This is a genomic window from Pseudomonas sp. ARP3, from assembly GCF_001029595.1.
GTDB classification, from domain to species: Bacteria; Pseudomonadota; Gammaproteobacteria; order Pseudomonadales; family Pseudomonadaceae; genus Aquipseudomonas; species Aquipseudomonas rhodesiae.
On sequence record NZ_LEKF01000018.1, the window covers coordinates 1 to 20,106 of the forward strand.

The 20,106-nt window shown below is 58.0% G+C and carries 18 protein-coding genes and 1 pseudogene; 10 read left to right on the forward strand and 9 right to left on the reverse strand.

Features of this window, described 5'->3' with window-relative positions:
* Positions 1-167 precede the first annotated feature (167 nt).
* Positions 168-554: an MAPEG family protein gene (locus tag ABX75_RS19195; RefSeq protein ID WP_034101230.1), complete on the forward strand. Its 387-nt coding sequence runs from the start codon at positions 168-170 to the stop codon at positions 552-554.
* 65 nt (positions 555-619) lie between these two features.
* On the opposite strand, the gene ABX75_RS19200 is transcribed toward ABX75_RS19195, so the two are convergent.
* Positions 620-1,816 (reverse strand): murein transglycosylase A, encoded by a 1,197-nt coding sequence (locus tag ABX75_RS19200; RefSeq protein ID WP_047882477.1) that lies wholly within the window; start codon positions 1,814-1,816, stop codon positions 620-622.
* 128 nt (positions 1,817-1,944) lie between these two features.
* Between ABX75_RS19200 and ABX75_RS19205 the strand changes: the two genes are divergently transcribed.
* Entirely contained in the window at positions 1,945-2,394 is a 450-nt protein-coding gene (locus tag ABX75_RS19205; RefSeq protein WP_034101227.1) for a cytochrome c, read from the forward strand.
* A gap of 6 nt (positions 2,395-2,400) precedes the next feature.
* Here the strand turns inward: ABX75_RS19205 and ABX75_RS19210 are convergent, their stop codons facing one another.
* The 5 genes from ABX75_RS19210 to ABX75_RS19230 form a co-directional block, all read right to left on the reverse strand.
* Complete coding sequence (locus ABX75_RS19210) at positions 2,401-2,796, reverse strand: DUF1090 domain-containing protein (protein WP_034101226.1); 396 nt, start codon at positions 2,794-2,796, stop codon at positions 2,401-2,403.
* 66 nt (positions 2,797-2,862) lie between these two features.
* Positions 2,863-4,524 carry an NAD-dependent DNA ligase LigB gene (gene ligB, locus ABX75_RS19215; RefSeq protein ID WP_034115339.1) on the reverse strand — a complete coding sequence of 554 codons (1,662 nt, stop codon included), beginning with the start codon at positions 4,522-4,524 and terminating at the stop codon, positions 2,863-2,865.
* A gap of 98 nt (positions 4,525-4,622) precedes the next feature.
* Positions 4,623-4,973 (reverse strand): DUF1090 family protein, encoded by a 351-nt coding sequence (locus ABX75_RS19220; RefSeq protein WP_034101224.1) that lies wholly within the window; start codon positions 4,971-4,973, stop codon positions 4,623-4,625.
* A gap of 216 nt (positions 4,974-5,189) precedes the next feature.
* Positions 5,190-6,380, reverse strand: coding sequence for a methionine adenosyltransferase (gene metK / locus ABX75_RS19225; RefSeq protein ID WP_034115338.1), 1,191 nt, complete (start codon positions 6,378-6,380; stop codon positions 5,190-5,192).
* 19 nt (positions 6,381-6,399) lie between these two features.
* Complete coding sequence (locus ABX75_RS19230; RefSeq protein ID WP_034115337.1) at positions 6,400-7,395, reverse strand: metalloregulator ArsR/SmtB family transcription factor; 996 nt, start codon at positions 7,393-7,395, stop codon at positions 6,400-6,402.
* Between the two features lie 257 nt (positions 7,396-7,652).
* Here ABX75_RS19230 and tkt point away from each other — a divergent pair, with 257 nt between their 5' ends.
* The 6 genes from tkt (at position 7,653) to fba (ending at position 13,975) form a co-directional block, all read left to right on the forward strand.
* Positions 7,653-9,650, forward strand: coding sequence for a transketolase (tkt, locus tag ABX75_RS19235; RefSeq protein WP_034139639.1), 1,998 nt, complete (start codon positions 7,653-7,655; stop codon positions 9,648-9,650).
* Between the two features lie 139 nt (positions 9,651-9,789).
* Positions 9,790-10,845, forward strand: a complete 1,056-nt coding sequence (gene epd, locus ABX75_RS19240) for an erythrose-4-phosphate dehydrogenase (protein ID WP_040267040.1) — start codon at positions 9,790-9,792, stop codon at positions 10,843-10,845.
* A 17-nt stretch (positions 10,846-10,862) separates the two neighbouring features.
* A complete protein-coding gene (locus ABX75_RS19245) occupies positions 10,863-12,026 on the forward strand; it encodes a phosphoglycerate kinase (RefSeq protein ID WP_034101219.1) in 1,164 nt (387 codons plus the stop codon).
* Positions 12,027-12,055: 29 nt separating this feature from the next.
* Positions 12,056-12,283 carry a lipoprotein gene (locus ABX75_RS19250; protein WP_047882478.1) on the forward strand — a complete coding sequence of 76 codons (228 nt, stop codon included), beginning with the start codon at positions 12,056-12,058 and terminating at the stop codon, positions 12,281-12,283.
* Positions 12,284-12,344: 61 nt separating this feature from the next.
* The gene (locus ABX75_RS19255; protein WP_047882479.1) at positions 12,345-12,677 is read left to right on the forward strand and encodes an MliC family protein; all 333 of its coding nucleotides are present in this window, start codon (positions 12,345-12,347) and stop codon (positions 12,675-12,677) included.
* A 233-nt stretch (positions 12,678-12,910) separates the two neighbouring features.
* Positions 12,911-13,975, forward strand: coding sequence for a class II fructose-bisphosphate aldolase (gene fba, locus ABX75_RS19260; RefSeq protein ID WP_003177554.1), 1,065 nt, complete (start codon positions 12,911-12,913; stop codon positions 13,973-13,975).
* Between the two features lie 112 nt (positions 13,976-14,087).
* On the opposite strand, the gene ABX75_RS28605 is transcribed toward fba, so the two are convergent.
* The gene (locus tag ABX75_RS28605; RefSeq protein WP_236238680.1) at positions 14,088-15,305 is read right to left on the reverse strand and encodes an MFS transporter; all 1,218 of its coding nucleotides are present in this window, start codon (positions 15,303-15,305) and stop codon (positions 14,088-14,090) included.
* Positions 15,289-15,687 (reverse strand): annotated as a pseudogene (locus ABX75_RS28610) (carbamoyltransferase C-terminal domain-containing protein); the annotation flags it as partial. The gene ABX75_RS28605 and the pseudogene ABX75_RS28610, both read right to left, overlap by 17 nt.
* Before the next feature lie 802 nt (positions 15,688-16,489).
* Between ABX75_RS28610 and ABX75_RS19265 the strand changes: the two are divergent.
* A complete protein-coding gene (locus tag ABX75_RS19265; RefSeq protein ID WP_047882480.1) occupies positions 16,490-16,936 on the forward strand; it encodes a DUF3757 domain-containing protein in 447 nt (148 codons plus the stop codon).
* Between the two features lie 60 nt (positions 16,937-16,996).
* Here the strand turns inward: ABX75_RS19265 and ABX75_RS19270 are convergent, their stop codons facing one another.
* Positions 16,997-17,662 carry a polysaccharide lyase family 7 protein gene (locus ABX75_RS19270; protein WP_034101214.1) on the reverse strand — a complete coding sequence of 222 codons (666 nt, stop codon included), beginning with the start codon at positions 17,660-17,662 and terminating at the stop codon, positions 16,997-16,999.
* Positions 17,663-17,970: 308 nt separating this feature from the next.
* Here ABX75_RS19270 and ABX75_RS19275 point away from each other — a divergent pair, with 308 nt between their 5' ends.
* The gene (locus ABX75_RS19275; protein ID WP_034101213.1) at positions 17,971-20,076 is read left to right on the forward strand and encodes a bifunctional diguanylate cyclase/phosphodiesterase; all 2,106 of its coding nucleotides are present in this window, start codon (positions 17,971-17,973) and stop codon (positions 20,074-20,076) included.
* Positions 20,077-20,106: the final 30 nt, after the last annotated feature.

Below are 20,106 nucleotides of genomic sequence, written 5' to 3' on the forward strand. Positions count from 1 at the left end.
CTGGGGGGAATGGGGGGGGGGCGCAGTGGCGGTGTGAGGTTGCAAGGTCTTGGGCGAAAGTGCGGTAGAACCTTTCGGTGTCGCGCGGCTCATAGCGGATACGTGCGGTTTTGCGTATGTAGTGCTAGAACTCTAATCGCTGCATAAAACGACAAAAGGAATAAGTCATGACAGTCGCTTTCTGGTGTGTATTGATCGCCATTTTTCTGCCGTACTTGTGCACGGGGGTGGCCAAGTTCAGTGGGGGCAAATTCGGGTTGCGCCACAACCACGACCCGCGGGCTTTTCTGGAGGGCCTGGACGGTGTGGCCAAGCGTGCCCACAGCGCGCAGCTCAACGGTTTTGAGGTCACCCCGGCATTCGCGGCGGCGGTGATTATCGCCCATCTGGCGGGTACGGCCGAATTGGTGACCATCAACGTGCTGGCGGTGCTGTTTATCACCAGCCGTCTGCTGTACATCATTTGCTACCTGGCGGACTGGGCGATCCTGCGTTCGCTGGTGTGGGCGGTGGGGATGGCGTTGATCGCGAGTTTCTTCTTCGTCTCGATCTGAGGCGCGGCGCCGCTGCCCAATGTGGGAGAGGTGTGTTCCCTCCCTCATTGGGCTTTCAGCTTTGGTCAGGTGCCGGTGGGCGCGTCCGGCACTTGCGGCAACGTTGCGCCCTTGGGCCATAGCATCCAGATCTGGCCCTGCTGTTTCATATTCCCCGCTAACTCACCCGCCGCATCGCCAGTGCCCCAAAACAGGTCCGCACGCACTTCGCCAGTGATGGCGCCACCGGTATCCTGGGCGGCGACCGGGCGGGCAATCGGCGAACCGTCTGGCTTGGTGGTCGACAGCCACAACAGGCTGCCCAACGGAATCACCTTACGATCCACCGCCACGCTGTAGCCGGCGGTCAGCGGCACATTCAGCGAGCCCCGTGGGCCTTCGTTGCTGTCGGGGCGGGCGCTGAAGAACACATAGCTGGGGTTGCTTGCCAACAGTTCCGGAATGCGTTGCGGGTGAGCCTTGGCCCAGGCGCTGATGGCACCCATGCTGACCTCTTCCTTCTTCAGTTCACCCTGTTCCACCAGCCAGCGGCCGATAGGGCGGTAGGGGTAGCCGTTCTGGTCGCCGTAACCCACGCGCAATTGGCGCCCGCCTTTGAGTTGGATGCGCCCCGAACCCTGGATCTGCAGGAATTGCAGGTCCATCGGGTCGGTGAGCCAGGCGATCGGCTTGGCGCTGGAGCCCTGGCCGTTGATCACACTGGCATCGTCATACGGTTTGAGCACGCGGCCTTCCAGGCGACCACGCAGGCGCTTGCCTTTGAGTTCGGGGTAAATGCTCTCCAGATTGACGATGATCAGATCATCCGGCACCCCGTAGACCGGCACGTGAGCAGTGGCGGTCTTGGTCAGGCTGCCGGGGTAGACCGGCTCGTAATAGCCGGTGATCAAGCCGTTGGGAGTGTTGTCCGCCGAGCGCAGGCCGAAAACGTCCAGGTGCTCCTTGAGAAAACCGCGCACTGCTGGCGCATCGGCCGGGACCGTAGCCGCTGCGGCGCAGGTCGCGCCCCAGACCGGGTCGGCCTTGAGGCGTTGGCAGGCGCTACGCCAGGCTTCGAAACCGGCCATTAAGTCGTTGTCGGACACCACCGGCAAGGCTTCCCACGGAGTATTCACGTAGGTGGCGACGGCGTGAGGTTTGACGGTTTCATCTTTGCCGACTTCTTTGCCTGTGTCCTTGCCAGCGTCGCAGCCGGCCAGCAGCGCGATGAGGGGTAGAGCCCACGCCAGACGGCGGCTCCAGGGTTTCAATGTGATAGTCATCCAAGCAATTCCTGAAGCGATCACCCACGCCGAAGCGGCGCTGGGCAACCCTTATTATTAATAGGGCTATTGGTCTTTGCGGACGGGGCGAGGATACTGGCCGCCGTTTCCGTGACCTTGAAGCCATCATGACTTTTAAAAGACTGACCGTTGTATTGCTGGCCTGCCTGACTTTGTCCGCCTGCGGCGGAGTGGATCCGAATTCGCCTCTGGGTCAGCGCAAGGCGATCTTCAAACAGATGCTCAAGACCAGCGAAGACCTGGGCGGCATGTTGCGTGGGCGTATTCCGTTCGACGGCGCGAAGTTCGCCGAAGGCGCGGCCAAACTCGATACGTTGGCCCACGAGCCGTGGCAGCACTTTCCGAGCGTGCGTGAAGAAGATCACACCAGCGCCAAAGACGACGTGTGGCAAAAGCAGGCGCAGTTCCAGCAACTGGCGCGCGACCTGGAAGCGGCCACCGGTGAATTGGTGATCGCCAGCCAGGTTCAGCCTTACAAGGCCAATAACCTCGGGCCTGCGGTGCAGAAAGTCGAAGATGCCTGCAGTGCCTGCCATAAACAGTTCCGGGACCATTGATCGGTGTTACTGGTCGAGTTCTTCCACTGCGTTCTGCAACTCTTTGCGTGACTCGGCCAGCTTGTCTTTGCGCTTGTTGATCTTATCTGGGTCACCCTTTTTCATGGCCTTGTCGAGGTCGGCCTGACGACGGCTGACTTCATGCTTGGCGTCGAGCACCTTGTTCTCCCGCTCTTTTTTCAGGGTGGCGTCGTTGCAATGGGCGGTGACTTCGCTCAGGGCTTTTTCCAGGCCGGCTTGCTGTTCGCTGTTGCCGTGGGCCTTGGCTTGCTCGATTTGGGTGCTGATGGCCTGGCGCTTGGCGGCGCAGCCGGTGAGGGGTTCTGCATCATCGGCCGCCAGCAACGGAGTGGTCATCAGGCTTGCGACAATCGATAAGGCAAGCGGGGCTAAACATTTCATAGGGAACTCCTGGATCGCAAATGGCAGGGTGAATTCTGCCGACTGTTAAAGCGGTGTCTGGCCGGTTCAGAACCCGTCTATCCCGGCCGCATGTAGTGTTTCCGCCAAGACCCGCACCTGCGGGTCGTGAAAAAAAGCGCTCAATTGCGCCGCTCGACCCGGCCCGATGCCATCTTCGGCCATCCAGGCTTGGGTGTCGCGGGCGACCAGCGTGTGCCAGTCACCCTTGAGGTTGTTGCGTGCCACAGGCGGGACGCCCAAGGCTTTGAGCCATTGCGCAAAGGGCCGTTGTCGAGCGCGGTGGAGGCTGTCGAGCACCCGCGTGCGGCTTTGCTCACCAAAGCCCTCAATGTTAGCAAGCTGCGCCGCATCCAGGGTTAACCAATCGAGAAAGCCTGCGATTAGACCGGCCTGGATCAATACGTTCCAGGTCTCGCGGCCCATATGAGGTAGCGCCAGGCCCTGGTTGCCGCTAAGCCAGGTCAGGCGCGCGAGCAATTGCTCTTCGCAGCCGGGGTCCAGTTGCCAGCAACTCAAAGCGTGAAAGTCCTTTGGATCGGGGACGGCCAAGGCGACTCGGTTGGGGTTGCGCAGGATGACCTGGTCCAACCGTGGAATGATCTGGCCCGCGAGGGTGATGGACACTTGGTCGCCGGGGCGAATATCCAAGGTTTGCCAGCGCTTCAAGGAGCCAGCGCTGACCCGTTTGATCTGCCGGTCGTCCAGCCGCACCGGTTCCAGCTCCAGGAGGGGAGTGATCCGCCCGGTGCGACCGATCTTGAACCGCACCTGGCGCACCAGGGCCAGCGCCTTGGTGGCCGGATATTTCCAGGCTACGGCCCAGTATGGCGTGCTGACCTGCCAGCGTTCGGCGGGTGCGCGCGACGCCTGGTGCAACACGACCCCATCACTGGCAAAGGGCAGCGCATGGTTGTACCAATAGGTGCGCCAGTGCGCGGCTTCGTCCAGGCTTTGAACGGGGTGACTGTAGCGCTGGCTGTCCGTGAAGCCCCAGCGCGCCAGGGTCGCCAGACGCTCGCTGAACCCAGAAGGGGTATCGGGCCAGGCCCAGACGAACAGGCCAATACCTGCGGCGTCGGCGTCGCTCAACTGGCGGCGGTTCATCAGCCCGGCCACTTTGCTGCGAGCATTGAGCCCGCCCTGTAGCGATTGCACATGGGCGTCCAGTCGCCAATAGAGTTCGCCTTGCAACACCAGGTCGATGGGGTCTGGCAACTGTTGGACAATTCCGGGAATCTTGCGCGCAGACGCCGACCAGTCCTGGCCAAGCACTCCATCGCCACGGCTGATCACCTGCGCCAGCCGACCTTTGCGATAAACCAGGGTCACCGCGACGCCATCTACCTTGGGTTGAACCCACACGTCCTGCCGCGTCGCCAGCCAGGCCACGACTGCTTGTTCGTCCAAGAGTTTTTCCAGGCCGGTGTGGGCGACCGGGTGGCGCAAGGTGCCTCGTGAACTGGCCAGCGGCCGGTCAGGTGGAGCAGTGGGGGAAGGAAAGCATTGGCGCCAATGAGCCAGACGTTGGCGGGCTTGATCGTAGAGCTCGTCGCTGACGGGAGATTGGCCGAGGCGGTGGTAACGGTCGTCCCACACGCGTACCTGTTCGGCCAGGGCATCGACCTGATGACGGGCTTCGTCAGGGCAGCTCTCGGCCAAGGCCCCAAAGGTTAACGCGCTGAGTAAAAGAGCAATCAAAAAACGCATCGTGAGCATCCTTGCTCGGAAGGGGCGCCCAGCCTAAATGATCCGTTTGCCCACAAAAAAGCCCCGACAGTGCGGGGCTTTTTACCGGGTGTTTCTGTTTACTTGAACAGACCGCCCAGCGCTTTCACCGCGTCGTTCTTATCCGCTTTGGCCGCCTGGTTTTGCTGCTTGGCGTCGGCCTTGGCCTGGGACTCAGCCAATTTGTTGCAACCTTTGTTGACCTGTTCCAGCGCGGCTTCAAACGCACGCACTTTCAACACGTCGTTCTGGGCGTTGGCCGCATCGATCTTGGCCTGCAGGTCGTTGGCTTGCTTCTGGCAGTCGCCGGCATTGCCGCCACCTGTATGTGCGCCCAGGACGCTGCTCAGTGCGCTCAGATCGGCGGTGTGGGCCGGCAAGGCGAACAAGCTGAGCAGAAGGGCGGCGGGGGCGAGCGTGGAGATGCGCATGAAAAACCTCAATGTTCGATTGCCGCGCCGGGTAATCCCGGACTGGCGCAAGGCAATATCCAAATAGGGTGGGTGCCCGAGAGGGCGCGGATTCTAGAGAGCCATTATTTTGCCTGCAAGGTTGGGAGCCAAAAAATGTGAACGCCCGCCCGATTCATCGGGCAATAAAAAGCCCTGCCGGGTGGACCGGGCAGGGCTGTTTGAGTAGCGCGACTGTTACAGGCCGGCGGCGGTACGCAGGTCGTTGGCGCGGTCGGTTTTTTCCCAGGTGAAGGTGGTGAAGGTGTCGTCGCCGACAGTCTTCTGCTCAGGCGTACGACCGAAGTGGCCGTAGGCTGCGGTCTCCTGGTACATCGGGTGCAGCAGGTCGAGCATGGTGGTGATTGCGTAGGGGCGCAGGTCGAAGACTTCACGCACCAGTTTGACGATCTTGTCATCGCTGATCTTGCCGGTGCCGAAGGTGTTCAGCGAGATCGACGTAGGCTGAGCCACGCCGATAGCGTAGGAAACCTGAATTTCGCAACGTTCGGCGAGGCCGGCGGCCACGATATTCTTGGCCACGTAACGACCGGCGTAGGCGGCCGAACGGTCCACCTTGGACGGGTCTTTGCCGGAGAACGCACCACCGCCGTGGCGGGCCATGCCGCCGTAGCTGTCGACGATGATCTTGCGACCGGTCAGGCCGCAGTCGCCCACTGGGCCGCCGATGATGAACTGGCCAGTCGGATTGATGTGGAACTGGGTGTCCTTGCTCAGCAGTTCTGCCGGCAGTACATGCTTGACGATCAGTTCCATCACGCCTTCGCGCAGGTCGGCGTAGGACACGTCCGGGTTGTGCTGAGTCGACAGCACCACCGCGTCGATGCCGACGACTTTGCCGCCTTCGTAACGGCAGGTTACCTGGGACTTGGCGTCCGGACGCAGCCACGGCAGCAGGCCGGATTTACGGGCTTCGGCCTGGCGCTTGACCAACTGGTGGGAGAAGGTGATCGGGGCCGGCATCAGCACGTCGGTTTCGTTGCTGGCGTAGCCGAACATCAGGCCCTGGTCGCCTGCGCCCTGGTCTTCCGGTTTGGCGCGGTCGACACCCTGGTTGATGTCGGGCGACTGCTTGCCAATGATGTTCATCACGCCGCAGGTGGCGCCGTCGAAGCCGACGTCGGAGCTGTTGTAGCCGATGTCGGTGATCACGTCGCGGACCAGTTGCTCCAGGTCGACCCAGGCGGAGGTGGTCACTTCGCCGGCGATGATCGCTACACCGGTTTTCACCAGGGTCTCGCACGCCACGCGGGCGAACTTGTCTTCAGCGATGATGGCGTCCAGCACCGCATCAGAAATCTGGTCGGCGATTTTGTCCGGATGCCCTTCAGACACGGACTCGGAGGTGAAAAGGGAGTATTCGCTCATCTCGATGTTTTCCTGATATTTACCGATGGTGAGTGTCGCCAGCCGGTCGCTGAAAGTGGCGGACCTGGATCTGGAAACCATTACGTAAACCTACATAGAGGCTTTCCCCGGGAACGAGTCCCGCAGCGGTGGCCCAACGGGCCAGATCGTCCTGTTCAAAACCCAACCAGAGATCACCGCAGGCCTCCCTGGCCCAACTCTGGTTGTGGCTGCATAAATCCGTCACCAGCAGGCTGCCGCCGGGGTGCAGTAATCCGGCCATTTGCTTGAGGGCGTCGGCGGGGGCGGCGAAATGGTGCAAGACCATGTTCAGCACCACGCAGTCGGCCCGCAGGCTGCTGTCTTTCAAGGCGTCGGCCAACTGCAGGTTGACGTTGCCCAAGGCTTCTCGCTCGCAGAGCTGGCGCGCCAGCTCCAGCATCGCCGGGCTGTTGTCCAGCGCCGTGACTTGCTGAAAGCGGCGTGCCAGCTCCGGCAGAAAACCGCCGTCGCCGGGGCCGACTTCCAGCGCCGTGGCCTCTTCACTGAAGCTCAGCTTGTCCAACAACGCCAGTACGCTGTCGCGGTACTGCGGTAAACCGGCGATCAAATCCTGCTGGGCGCGAAACTTCTCGGCGACCCGTGCGAAAAAGTCCTGACTGGCCGCGGCACGTTGCCCGTGGACCTGGCCGATACGTGCCTGGACATCGTTCGGCAGGCTCAGGTTGTCCACTTCCTCCAGTAGGGCGGCGTGCAGTTTGCCGCCGAGCAGTTCGGTGTGGGGCAGGGCGCGGCGGTAAAAAATCGCATTGCCTTCGCGGCGGGTGGCGACCAATTCGGCTTGGGACAGCACCTTTAAGTGATGGCTCATGCCCGATTGGCCGATGGCGAAAATCTGCGCCAGCTCCAGCACCCCGAAAGAATCGTTGGTCAGGGCCCGTAAAACATTCAGGCGCAAGGGGTCGCCGGCGGCTTTGCACAAAGCGGCCAGCTCTTCACCATCGTCGGGACGCAGGGAGGGCACAGATAGGTTCATAAGGCCAGCAGTCTAGTGGTGGGGCAGGGCGCTCGCAAGGTCAATATCAAAAAGTTTTGATATTGATCGATAAGTGGCGGTTATAAGCAGTCGCTATAACCTTTAGACGAACACGTGAAAGGTTTCCGCAGACGATTGCCGCGCAAACCACAGGAAAAACCGCCTCAAGTGACTATCTGTCATTGCCCGCAGGCGGTGGCTGAGGGAAAATGCCGGTCCTTTTTTCCGTTTCTTTCTATATCCGCAGGAGAACAGCGATGCCCAGCCGTCGTGAGCGTGCCAACGCCATTCGTGCCCTCAGCATGGATGCCGTGCAAAAAGCCAACAGCGGCCATCCCGGTGCCCCGATGGGCATGGCGGATATCGCCGAAGTGCTTTGGCGTGACTACCTGAAACACAACCCGAGTAACCCATCGTTCGCCGACCGTGACCGCTTCGTGCTGTCCAACGGCCATGGCTCGATGCTGATCTATTCGCTGCTGCACCTGACCGGCTACGACGTCACCATCGACGACCTCAAGAGCTTCCGCCAGCTGCACAGCCGCACGCCGGGCCACCCGGAATTCGGCTACACCCCAGGCGTCGAGACCACCACCGGGCCGCTGGGCCAAGGCCTGGCCAACGCCGTGGGTTTCGCCCTGGCTGAAAAAGTGCTGGGCGCGCAGTTCAACCGCCCTGGACACGACATCGTCGATCACCACACCTATGTGTTCCTGGGTGATGGCTGCATGATGGAAGGCATTTCCCACGAAGTCGCATCCCTGGCCGGCACCCTGGGCCTGGGCAAGCTGATCGCCTTCTACGATGACAACGGCATCTCCATCGACGGCGAAGTCGAAGGCTGGTTCACCGATGACACCCCGAAGCGTTTCGAAGCCTACAACTGGCAGGTGATCCGCAACGTCGACGGTCACGATCCGGAAGAGATCAAAACCGCGATCGACACCGCCCGCAAGAGCGCGCAGCCGACCCTGATCTGCTGCAAGACCACCATCGGTTTCGGCTCGCCGAACAAGCAAGGCAAGGAAGACTGCCACGGCGCTCCATTGGGTGACGCGGAAATCGCCCTGACCCGCGAAGCGCTGAAGTGGAACCACGGCCCGTTCGAAATCCCGGCTGACATCTACGCCGAATGGGATGCCAAGGAAAAAGGCCTGGCCACCGAAGCCGAGTGGGACCAGCGTTTCGCTGCCTACTCCGCCGAATTCCCGGAACTGGCCAACGAGCTGGTCCGCCGCCTGGCCGGTGATCTGCCTGCCGATTTCTCGGAGAAAGCCTCGGCCTACATCGCCGAAGTTGCGGCCAAGGGCGAGACCATCGCCAGCCGTAAAGCCAGCCAGAACACCCTGAACGCCTTTGGCCCGCTGCTGCCTGAGTTCCTCGGCGGCTCGGCCGACCTGGCCGGCTCCAACCTGACCCTGTGGAAAGGCTGCAAAGGTGTCACGGCCGAAGATGCCAGCGGCAACTACATGTACTACGGCGTGCGCGAGTTCGGCATGAGCGCCATCATGAACGGCGTGTCCTTGCACGGTGGTCTGGTGCCTTACGGCGCAACCTTCCTGATGTTCATGGAATACGCCCGCAACGCCGTGCGCATGGCCGCGCTGATGAAGAAGCGCGTGATCCATGTATACACCCACGACTCCATCGGTCTGGGCGAAGACGGCCCGACGCACCAGCCGGTCGAACAACTGACCAGCCTGCGTACCACGCCGAACCTGGATTGCTGGCGCCCAGCCGACGCGGTGGAATCCGCCGTGGCCTGGAAGCACGCCATCGAGCGCAAGGACGGCCCTACGGCGCTGATCTTCTCCCGTCAGAACCTGCAGCATCAGGCGCGCACCGACGCGCAGATCGCCGACATCAGCCGTGGCGGTTACGTGCTCAAGGACTGCGTGGGCGAGCCGGAGCTGATCCTGATCTCCACCGGTTCCGAAGTGGGCCTGGCGGTTCAGGCCTACGACAAGCTGACCGAGCAGGGCCGCAACGTGCGCGTTGTATCCATGCCGTGCACCAGCGTGTTCGAAGCACAAGACGCCGGCTACAAGCAATCGGTGCTGCCGTTGCAGGTCAGCGCGCGTATCGCCATCGAGGCGGCACACGCCGACTACTGGTACAAGTACGTGGGCCTGGAAGGCCGCGTGATCGGCATGACCACCTACGGTGAGTCGGCGCCGGCGCCAGCCTTGTTCGAAGAGTTTGGCTTCACCCTGGAAAACATCCTGGGTCAGGCTGAAGAGCTGCTGGAAGACTAAGTCAGTCTGCGTTGTCTGTACTGGCGCTATCGCGGGCAAGCCCGCTCCTACATTGGATCGCGATCTGAAGGTGGGAGCGGGCTTGCCCGCGATGGCGTCGGAACATTCAACACTGAGCGAACTATTGATCGAGAGCCCCATGCCCCAAACGCGTCCCTACAAAGTTGCACTCAACGGCTACGGCCGCATTGGTCGTTGCGTCTTGCGTGCTCTGTTCGAGCGAGGGGCGGCAGCCGGGTTCGAGATTGTTGCCATCAACGATTTGGCCGACATGGCCAGCATCGAATACCTGACACGCTTTGACTCCACCCATGGCCGATTCCCCGGCGAAGTGCGGGTCGACGGCGATTGTCTGCATATCAATGGCAACTGCGTGAAAGTCCTGCGCAGTGCCACCCCCGAGGGCATCGACTGGGCGGCGCTGGACGTCGACCTGGTGTTGGAATGTTCCGGTGCCTATAACACCCGCGCCGATGGCCAGCGGTTTCTCGACGCCGGCGCGCCGCGTGTGCTGTTTTCCCAGCCGATGGCCAGCGAGGCGGATGTCGACGCCACCATCGTCTATGGCATCAACCAGGATTGCCTGACTGGCGATGAGCGGTTGGTGTCCAATGCGTCCTGTACCACCAACTGCAGCGTGCCGTTGTTGCGCCTGCTGGATCAGGCGATCGGCCTGGATTATGTGTCGATCACCACGATCCACTCGGCCATGAACGACCAGCCGGTGATCGACGCTTACCACCACGAAGACCTGCGCCGCACGCGGTCGGCGTTCCAGTCAGTGATTCCGGTGTCTACCGGCCTGGCGCGCGGCATCGAACGCTTGCTGCCGGAACTTGCCGGGCGAATCCAGGCCAAAGCCGTACGTGTGCCGACGGTGAACGTGTCCTGCCTGGATATCACCATGCAAACCGTCAGCGACACCGATGCCGTGGAGGTCAACCGGATCCTGCGCGAGGCCGCCACCGGCGGTCCGCTCAAAGGTTTACTGGCCTACACCGAGTTGCCCCACGCCAGTTGCGATTTCAACCATGACCCGCATTCGGCGATTGTCGATGCCAGCCAGACCCGCGTTTCCGGCCCCAGGCTGGTGAACATCCTGGCCTGGTTCGATAACGAATGGGGTTTTGCCAACCGAATGCTGGATGTTGCGGAACATTATCTGCACATCGCCTCTAAACAACCTCAACAGTAATTCAGGAACTGCGACCCATGACCGTGTTGAAGATGACCGACCTCGATCTGCAAGGTAAGCGCGTACTGATTCGCGAAGACCTCAACGTCCCAGTCAAGGACGGTGTTGTCACCAGCGATGCGCGAATCCTGGCCTCGCTGCCGACCATCAAGCTGGCCCTGGAAAAAGGCGCGGCCGTGATGGTCTGCTCCCACCTGGGTCGTCCGACCGAAGGTGAGTTCTCCGCCGAAAACAGCCTCAAGCCGGTAGCCGATTACCTGAGCAAGGCCCTGGGCCGTGAAGTGCCGCTGGTGGCTGACTACCTGGGCGGCGTTGACGTGAAGGCCGGCGATATCGTGCTGTTCGAAAACGTGCGCTTCAACAAAGGCGAGAAAAAGAACAGCGACGAACTGGCCCAGCAATATGCTGCGCTGTGCGATGTGTTCGTCATGGACGCCTTCGGCACCGCTCACCGTGCCGAAGGTTCGACCCACGGCGTGGCCAAGTTCGCCAAGGTTGCGGCTGCCGGCCCTCTGTTGGCCGCTGAGCTGGAAGCCCTGGGCAAGGCCCTGGGAGCGCCGGCACAGCCGATGGCCGCCATCGTGGCGGGCTCCAAGGTGTCCACCAAGTTGGACGTACTTAACAGCCTCAGCCAGATCTGCAATCAGTTGATCGTCGGCGGCGGCATTGCCAACACTTTCCTGGCCGCAGCTGGCCACCCGGTGGGCAAGTCCCTGTACGAGCCGGATCTGCTCGACACCGCCCGCGCCATCGCCGCCAAAGTCAGCGTGCCGTTGCCGGTGGATGTGGTCGTGGCCAAGGAATTCGCCGAAAGCGCCGAAGCTACCGTCAAGCTGATCGCTGACGTAGCCGCCGATGACATGATTCTGGATATCGGCCCGCAAACCGCGGCTAACTTCGCTGAGTTGTTGAAGGCTTCCAAGACCATTCTGTGGAACGGTCCGGTCGGCGTGTTCGAGTTCGACCAGTTCGGCAACGGCACCAAGGTGCTGGCCAAGGCCATCGCCGACAGCTCGGCATTCTCCATTGCCGGTGGCGGCGACACCCTGGCGGCCATCGATAAATATGGCGTGGCTGACCAAATCTCCTACATTTCTACCGGTGGTGGCGCATTCCTCGAATTCGTCGAAGGCAAAGTGCTGCCGGCCGTTGAAGTGCTGGAAACCCGAGCCAAGGGTTAAGGCTCGTGATCCGGAAAAGGAGCATTCCTATGATCAAGTCATTGGCGCTGGTATTCGCGGCGGGCCTGCTGGCCGGCTGCGGCAGCGCGCCCACTGCGGCGTCGACGCCCGAACAGCCTGTGGCGCAGCAGAAACAGAGCTGCTACCAGGCTGACTGGCAGGCCGAAACCATGCCGGTGATCAACAAGCGCATCGGCAATGAACGGCTGGAGAAATACGACTCCGCGCCCAACGGTCAGGAACAGGGTTGCCCTTGACGGGTCTGATCAACTAACCGACAGCAGTGGCGGCCTTTGGGCCGCCGTTCGAGGATTGGCAATGAAAGGCGTTTTCGCCCTGGCGGTACTGGCTCTGTTGGCCGGTTGCAGCAGCATCAACATGTTCAATAAGGCAGACCCTGCCGATAAGTGGACCACCTGGACCTGCGACAGCAAGGCCGAGGTCAACTGGCGCTTTGCCAATGCGGCCCGCAGCGAGGTGGATGTGCGCCTCGGCGGTTCCGACCAGGTCTACCGCCTTAAACAGGAGGTTGCCGCCTCGGGCGTGCTGTACAGCAACGACCAACTGGCGTTTCACACCAAAGGTGAGGAAGGCCTGGTTTACTGGGTCGCCACCGACGATTTGATCGGGCGTGGCTGCAAGGCCCAATAAGATTTCAAATTTGATGAAATCAAAATGTGGGAGGGGGCTTGCCACCGATAGCGGTGGATCAGTCAACAAATTCATCACTGACAGGCTGTCATCGGGGGCAAGCCCCCTCCCACACTTGCAATAACGATTCAGCAGGCCAGGCCCATAACACCTGGCCTGCAATAACTTGAATAGCAGCCGCCGCTACGGCAGGCTTGCACGATTAACGACCCTCGACCGGGAGAGACAACACAATGGCACTTATCAGCATGCGTCAAATGCTGGACCACGCAGCCGAGTTCGGCTATGGCGTCCCAGCCTTTAACGTCAACAACCTTGAGCAGATGCGCGCCATCATGGAAGCCGCTGACAAGACCGACTCCCCAGTGATCGTCCAGGCTTCGGCCGGTGCCCGCAAATACGCCGGCGCGCCGTTCCTGCGTCACCTGATCCTGGCCGCGATCGAAGAATTCCCGCACATCCCGGTGTGCATGCACCAGGACCACGGCACCAGCCCTGACGTGTGCCAGCGCTCCATCCAACTGGGCTTCAGCTCGGTCATGATGGACGGCTCCCTCGGCGAAGACGGCAAGACCCCAACCGACTACGAATACAACGTCCGCGTTACCCAGCAAACCGTGGCCATGGCCCACGCTTGCGGTGTTTCGGTGGAAGGCGAGCTGGGCTGCCTGGGTTCCCTGGAAACCGGCATGGCTGGTGAAGAAGACGGCATCGGCGCCGAAGGCGTGCTGGATCACAGCCAAATGCTGACCGACCCGGAAGAAGCCGCTGACTTCGTGAAAAAGACTCAGGTCGACGCCCTGGCCATCGCCATCGGCACCAGCCACGGCGCCTACAAGTTCACCAAGCCGCCGACCGGCGACGTACTGGCCATCGACCGTATCAAGGAAATCCACAAGCGCATCCCTAACACCCATCTGGTGATGCACGGTTCTTCCTCGGTACCGCAGGAGTGGCTGGCGATCATCAACCAGTACGGCGGCGACATCAAAGAAACCTACGGCGTACCGGTTGAAGAAATCGTCGAAGGCATCAAGTACGGCGTGCGCAAAGTCAACATCGACACCGACCTGCGCCTGGCCTCCACCGGCGCAATGCGTCGCCTGATGGCCACCAACCCGAGCGAATTCGACCCGCGCAAATTCTTCGGCGCCACCGTCACCGCGATGCGTGATGTGTGTATCGCTCGTTACGAAGCATTTGGTACTGCGGGCAATGCGTCGAAGATCAAGCCGATCTCGTTGGAAGCCATGTACCAGCGTTACTTGAAAGGTGAGTTGAACGCTAAGGTGAACTAAGCCTCAGGCGTTTAAAAAGAAGCCCGCAGCGATGCGGGCTTTTTCTTGTTGAGATTTGGCTAGGTGGGTTCGCAAGACAGGAGATTCACGGAATGAACTTTTTGATTCTGCACTAGCTGACAGGTGTGTGCGCTTGTTTTTTTTGCAAGTATAAATAGACCATAACGGACGCCGACGCAGTTAGAAATGCCATGCCTGCTGCCACAATAAAAGGTGCTGGGCGACCACCCGCGATTATTAGCATTGTTCCTAAAGAGGGGCCCGTTATCACGCAAAGTATTTGAATGCTTCTAAATGATAGGGATATTCTTCCAATATTTTCTGTAGGACATAATTGCTGAAGAATTATATTTGAAGATATTATGAGTGTCTCATAGCCGAAGCCATTCAAAAACCAAACCATTGGATAGAAGTAGGCTCTCCCCGGTGTTTGGAAAAATACTAAAATTGCGGTCAGGGTTAATGCTGTAGAGAAAATAAGTAATGCGCCTGACCGAAGAAGAATTTCATCGAAGTTTCTCAATTTAAATTTCATCATCAATGCGGCACTTATTGCACCTCCGGCCGTCGCTGATACGATTATTGAAAAATTGACTGGATGTAAACCTTCATAGGCCAGAAAAGACGCCAAATGTGGGTCATAAATACCTAAAGCCAGCGATGTAAGCAGGGAGTACAAAAAGCCTATGCGTAGTTGAAAAGGTAAGGCGTTGAATATAGATAGTCCTCTTATTATATCGAGATAAAGTGGTAAGGCTTTGATGGAGCTTGCCTTCATTTGCGTTCGGAGTGATAGGCAAATAGACCTCAGGAGTGGACAGGTTAATAAAACTGCGGTAGCTGAGAAAAAGAATAAATCTTTAGGCGACAATACTGCCGTTAACACGCCTGCAAGTAACGGTGCAAGAATTTTTGACGATTGATCAAATAAACTGACGTGACTGAAAAAAGATTTGTGCTCATCAGCATGTATCAATTGCCGAACAAGAATGGTTATTGACGGAAGGTAAAATAAGGTTGACATGCCTTTGAATATGACGAAAAGTAAAAAGCTTTTAAGGTCTGGAGACACTGCCAGCCCTAAAGTAGACAGTATGCGGATTGAAGCGCCGGATACTAGTGTTTTCCTTACATCATATCGATCTATCAGCGATCCTATAATCGGACCTAGAAACAACATAGGCGCACCCAGGCAAAAAGCCAGGAACGCTATCGAAGAAGGAGAGGCATGCCATAGATAAACGGGAACCGTGAAGATTAAAAAAATATCGAGCCACAGTGAGAAACTGGATAGCGCTTGCACGCAAATAAGTTTACTTGACGTTTTCATTATGACGGTCTGGATGCAGAAAAAGCTTATCTTCAAATACGAAGCCATCCAGTTCATTTTCACTGGCGAATCGATACAAGTCGCTTAGTCTATTTATAAAGCCGCATCCGTTGAAATTTAAAGAGGTGTTGCAAAGTACGCCGACTCCTGATACGGCATGATAGGTGCTGAGTAATTGGTGCATACGAATATTCTGTAATTTATTGACTGATTGCGGACGCGCTGAGTTATCGACGTGTGTCACCGCCGGTATGCTAGCTGAGATAACTTTGCGAAATTCCAGCATGAAGGGTGAGGGGTCAGGGGGATAGAAGTATTCAGCCATACATTCTTCTAAACATATCGGTGCTATAGGGCGAAACCCTTCGCGTTTCTTGATTTTGTTTAATCTAACGAGATTTTCTCTGTCTTAATTGAGAAGTGAGGGTCTGGTATGCATCGTTTGACTGATTGATGAGCGTAGGTTCTATAATTACACGATTCATATATAGTTCCTCAGTGTTATTGCATTCGCAGATTGGCGATGCACTCAAACCGTATGAAGGTTTATTTTGATTGTCAATGTGTATTTTTTCTGCTGTATTATTTTTAGCTAAGCCCTTGTTTATTTTTTGTATGAGCTTGTCGGGTTATTCTGATAGATATTTCCTACATTTCGCGCTACCGCTGATTTTTGAAAATATTAAGTAAAACACAGCTATGTAATATTTGGTTGCATATGTGCGAAAGATCTGATTGTCGTTGTGATTCAAATATTTTTCTTTGCGGCTTAATTTCGAGAGTTTGATCGGAGAAACCGAGTACGACGCAGGGAATATCTACGTTAATATTGATCAGTATTGGGGGGCGCCCTAGCGGCCATGAACGTAATATGGGGTGTGTATCACGTGTTATAACGCGTTTGTACTGGGGTAATAAATCCTCAGGGATTCAGCCGATTTTTTAGGGTACGCTGTGCAGCACTTAGCAGAATCCAGATCGCGCTTAAATCCCAAGCAATAGGCATAAAAAACCGAGCCCCTATCAGGCTCATTAATGGGGGCGGTGTGCTGACCTATTATTCGGTTATCTATGGGTTTGTGGTTATTTGGAATTCATCTATAAGACTGTCAAAGTTTACAGTGTCATCGATTGCGGTTTGTCCTAATTATTGGGCTATCAATTCAGTAAAGGAGTACGCGGTCATGACACTTTCAAAGTGCTTGAAAATGGGTGCAGCAATCGGTGCTTTTATGCTTATAGGGCAGGTATACGGAGTGGAGTTGAATTGCCCTGAGGTCTCGACCATCAAGGCTGTCAGTCGCCAATTTGCGGATCAGAGCGGTGTTTGGAAGGGTGAGCAATACATGGAAGACAGTTCTATTACAGCCGCATTTAAGTTCCAAAGTGCAGCCATCAAACAAGGTACAGATAGTGAGACCAGCCACGCTTATTACTATGTGGCTTGTAATTACGTCGGAGCAGGAAGTGACGACTATTTGAGAATGGCCCAGAGATTCGTTTCGTCTCCCGTGGCACAGGGCTCTAATTGGAATGAGAACAACGAATGTATCCAGAGCAGTGTTTCTAAATGCGCCTTTAACGTAATGAATTCAAAAGGACCTGCTCCGATTAAATTGCCTGTGCAATAAGCAGGTGAAAAGCCCCTCGCAAATGTGGGGGCCGAGCAAAGCCGGCTCCCACAGAATCCTTTACTCGTGATCAATATCCAACTTGTCGAACGTCACCTTCGCTCCTTCTTTGCTATCCCCGCTGTTGTCCTGCACATAAGCGCCGGCCTTGAAGTACAGCGGCTTGGCGCCCCAGGCGGCGCCGATGCGTTCGTTCCATTCGCCATCGGCGGCATAGACGCTCAGCAGTCCGGCTTTGTTGAGGTTGATCACGTAGGTGAAGCTCTTTTCCAGCGGTACGTTGGAGGCCACGGTGATCACGCGGCTCTCCTCTTCGTCCGGACGCATGCGCACTTTGGCGACGATGTTGCCGGTCTGGGTTTTTTCCTTGAATTGATACTCAAGTTTGATCAGCGGTTTCTGGCTCTCATACGCGTGGATTTGGCCAATCACGATTTTGCCAGTGGAAGGCACCTGGTTGACGGTGAGGGTGGCGCGTAGGAAGTTGTCGGCGTCGGGGTAGGTCCAGTTGCGCAGGCGGCCATCGGCGTAGGTTTCGCGCAGTTCGCTGCGGGGGTAGATGGCGTTTTCGGTGCGGGTACCGGTGACGGGTGTCCAGAATTGCACATTGCTGCCTTCGGCCTGGAAATATTGGTCGTTGAAGCCGCTGAGCAGTTTCGGGGTTTCGATGGTCGCGGGGGGCGAGCCGACCGGAATGCTCAGGTTCCAAGTAGAGAGGTCGATCATGGCATTGGCCTTTTACGGGGGTGAAAGCTCTGGCACGGGGCCTTAAACGTTCTTTATAGGCGGTGGCCGTCCAATTGTTAAACAATCGATGGCAGTTTATTGGCGTCAACGGAATGTCAAAATGCCATGTTTCCCATGAATCGGGGGCTGTAGAGGTTGACCGTTAGTCGGCTGCCCGAACTTTGGCGCAATGATGGCATCCACTTCCCTTCTGATTTTTCAGAACCAGAGCTAGAGTGAAGCCTCAGTGTTTATCCGGGTTTTATCTCAGAAGTGACCGGAGCGGCAATCTAAGGATGAGACGTAGCATGGAATGCGCTCCACACCACGGCGATGGCAGTTCGGTTCTTCTGGTGGTCGACGACTACCCCGAAAACCTGATCAGCATGCGCGCCCTTCTGCAACGTGAGGATTGGCACGTGGTGACCGCTGCGTCCGGCGTGGAAGCCTTGGAGTTGCTGCTGCAGCATGACGTCGATTTGGTATTGCTGGACGTGATGATGCCGGGCATGGACGGTTTTGAAGTCGCCCGCCTGATGCGCGGCAGTCAACGTACGCGCATGACCCCGATCATTTTTCTGAGTGCCAATGCGCAATCGCCTGCTTCCGTCTTGGAAGGCTATGCCAGCGGCGCCATCGATTACCTGTTCAAGCCTTTCGACCCACATATTCTCAAACCCAAGGTCCAGGCGTTGTTGGAGCACCAGCGCAATCGCCGGGCTTTGCAGCGCTTGAGCCACGACCTGGAGTCGGCCCGCGCCTTCAATGCCTCGGTGCTCGACAACGCTGCCGAAGGCATCCTGGTGGTCAGCGAGGAGGGCGTGATTCAGTACGCCAACCCGGCGATCTCGCGCTTGCTCAACGCCACGCACAATGAGCTGCAGGGCCAGCCGTTTCTGAGTTTTCTGCAAAAGCCTCATTTGCCTAGTTGGCAGGATTCGCAGATGTATGCCGGTTACCAAACGGGCCAGACCTGGCGCCTGCATGACGCCCTGCTGCGCACCGGTCGCGGTCAGCAGGTGCCTGTGGCGTTATCCTGCGCGCCGCTGCCGTCCGAGCAGAAGGCGATGGTGGTGACGGTGCTGGACATGTCCGAGGTGCGCCACCTGCATCAGCAACTGGAGTTTCAAGCGGTCACCGACCCACTCACCGGTTTGCTCAATCGCCGTGGGTTCTATCAAGCCGTGGAAAACAGCCTGTTGCGTGGCGAGCGGGGGGAGCAGTCGCTGGTGCTGCTGTATCTGGACCTCGATGGATTCAAGAGGGTCAACGATTCCCTGGGCCATGATGCAGGGGATCGGGTGCTGCGCTGGGTCTCGGAACAACTGCAAGGTTGCCTGCGTTCCTACGACATCATCGGACGCATGGGCGGCGATGAATTTACCGCGTTGGTGGAGCTGGAGTTTCCGGAGCAGGCGGCAAAAATTTCGGAAAAACTGATCGAACGGGTGTCTGTCTGTCAGCAAGTTGACGGTTTGGATGTGATGCTCGGCGTGAGTATCGGCATCGCCACGTTTCCAGACTGCGGCGCGGATTTGAATGGTCTGCTGCGGGCGGCCGATATCGCTATGTACGAAGCCAAACGCGCAGGGCGTCAGCAATATCGCTATTTCGACCAGGAAATGAACGGGCGTGCCCGCTCACGCTTGATGCTCGAAGACAGCGTGCGCACGGCAATCGAAAATAAAGAGTTCACCCTCGTCTACCAGCCGCAAGTGTCGTTGGAGGATGGGCGCCTGCGCGGCGTGGAAGCGTTGTTGCGCTGGCAGCATCCCAGTGTGGGTGACGTGCCGCCGGGGTTGTTCCTGCCGTTGCTGGAGGAAGCGCGGCTGATCAGCCAATTGAGCGCGTGGATTTACCAGCAGGTCGCCGCCCAGCGTCATGCCTGGCACAGCACTTTCGATGAAGAGCTGGTGCTGAGCATGAGCCTGAGCAGCAGCCAGTTCAATATGCCCAACCTGGCCAACCAGCTGCAGCAGATGCTGGAGTGCTACGGTTTGAACGGGCGTCAGTTGGAGGTGGAAATCGGCGAGGATTGCCTGATGAGTAACCGCGAGGAGGCCATCAAGCAACTCAAGTTGTTGCGTCGCATTGGTGTGCGTATCGCCTTAGATGACTTTGGTTCCGGGCAGTGTTCCCTGGCCCATCTGCGCGATCTGGAGTTCGACACCCTCAAGCTCGATCCGAAATTAGTGGCGCGCCTGCCGGGCTCGGCGCGCGATGCGGCCATGGCCCGCAGCATCATTGAGTTGTGTGCGCATTTTGAAGTGCTGGTGGTGGCCGAGGGCGTGGAAACCCAAGAGCAGGCCCACTGGCTCAGGGCACACGGCTGTCCGTTCGTTCAAGGGGCATGGGCGGCATTGCCGTTGATGGCCGAGGAAATGGTCGACTGGTCCCGCACCCGCGTGAGTTGAATTGGTTACACTGACGCCCTTCGAATCCCG

What these genes read in the sequence shown, in the direction of transcription:
- ABX75_RS19220 (WP_034101224.1), bottom strand. Translation starts at nt 4,973, where the DNA reads ATGCGCATCTCCACGCTCGCCCCCGCCGCCCTTCTGCTCAGCTTGTTC.
- ABX75_RS19265 (WP_047882480.1), top strand. Translation starts at nt 16,490, where the DNA reads ATGACACTTTCAAAGTGCTTGAAAATGGGTGCAGCAATCGGTGCTTTT.
- ABX75_RS19250 (WP_047882478.1), top strand. Translation starts at nt 12,056, where the DNA reads ATGATCAAGTCATTGGCGCTGGTATTCGCGGCGGGCCTGCTGGCCGGC.
- ABX75_RS19255 (WP_047882479.1), top strand. Translation starts at nt 12,345, where the DNA reads ATGAAAGGCGTTTTCGCCCTGGCGGTACTGGCTCTGTTGGCCGGTTGC.
- fba (WP_003177554.1), top strand. Translation starts at nt 12,911, where the DNA reads ATGGCACTTATCAGCATGCGTCAAATGCTGGACCACGCAGCCGAGTTC.
- ABX75_RS19210 (WP_034101226.1), bottom strand. Translation starts at nt 2,796, where the DNA reads ATGAAATGTTTAGCCCCGCTTGCCTTATCGATTGTCGCAAGCCTGATG.
- ABX75_RS19275 (WP_034101213.1), top strand. Translation starts at nt 17,971, where the DNA reads ATGGAATGCGCTCCACACCACGGCGATGGCAGTTCGGTTCTTCTGGTG.
- ABX75_RS19205 (WP_034101227.1), top strand. Translation starts at nt 1,945, where the DNA reads ATGACTTTTAAAAGACTGACCGTTGTATTGCTGGCCTGCCTGACTTTG.
- epd (WP_040267040.1), top strand. Translation starts at nt 9,790, where the DNA reads ATGCCCCAAACGCGTCCCTACAAAGTTGCACTCAACGGCTACGGCCGC.
- ABX75_RS19200 (WP_047882477.1), bottom strand. Translation starts at nt 1,816, where the DNA reads ATGACTATCACATTGAAACCCTGGAGCCGCCGTCTGGCGTGGGCTCTA.
- ABX75_RS19270 (WP_034101214.1), bottom strand. Translation starts at nt 17,662, where the DNA reads ATGATCGACCTCTCTACTTGGAACCTGAGCATTCCGGTCGGCTCGCCC.
- ABX75_RS28605 (WP_236238680.1), bottom strand. Translation starts at nt 15,305, where the DNA reads ATGAAAACGTCAAGTAAACTTATTTGCGTGCAAGCGCTATCCAGTTTC.
- metK (WP_034115338.1), bottom strand. Translation starts at nt 6,380, where the DNA reads ATGAGCGAATACTCCCTTTTCACCTCCGAGTCCGTGTCTGAAGGGCAT.
- ABX75_RS19195 (WP_034101230.1), top strand. Translation starts at nt 168, where the DNA reads ATGACAGTCGCTTTCTGGTGTGTATTGATCGCCATTTTTCTGCCGTAC.
- ABX75_RS19230 (WP_034115337.1), bottom strand. Translation starts at nt 7,395, where the DNA reads ATGAACCTATCTGTGCCCTCCCTGCGTCCCGACGATGGTGAAGAGCTG.
- ligB (WP_034115339.1), bottom strand. Translation starts at nt 4,524, where the DNA reads ATGCGTTTTTTGATTGCTCTTTTACTCAGCGCGTTAACCTTTGGGGCC.
- tkt (WP_034139639.1), top strand. Translation starts at nt 7,653, where the DNA reads ATGCCCAGCCGTCGTGAGCGTGCCAACGCCATTCGTGCCCTCAGCATG.
- ABX75_RS19245 (WP_034101219.1), top strand. Translation starts at nt 10,863, where the DNA reads ATGACCGTGTTGAAGATGACCGACCTCGATCTGCAAGGTAAGCGCGTA.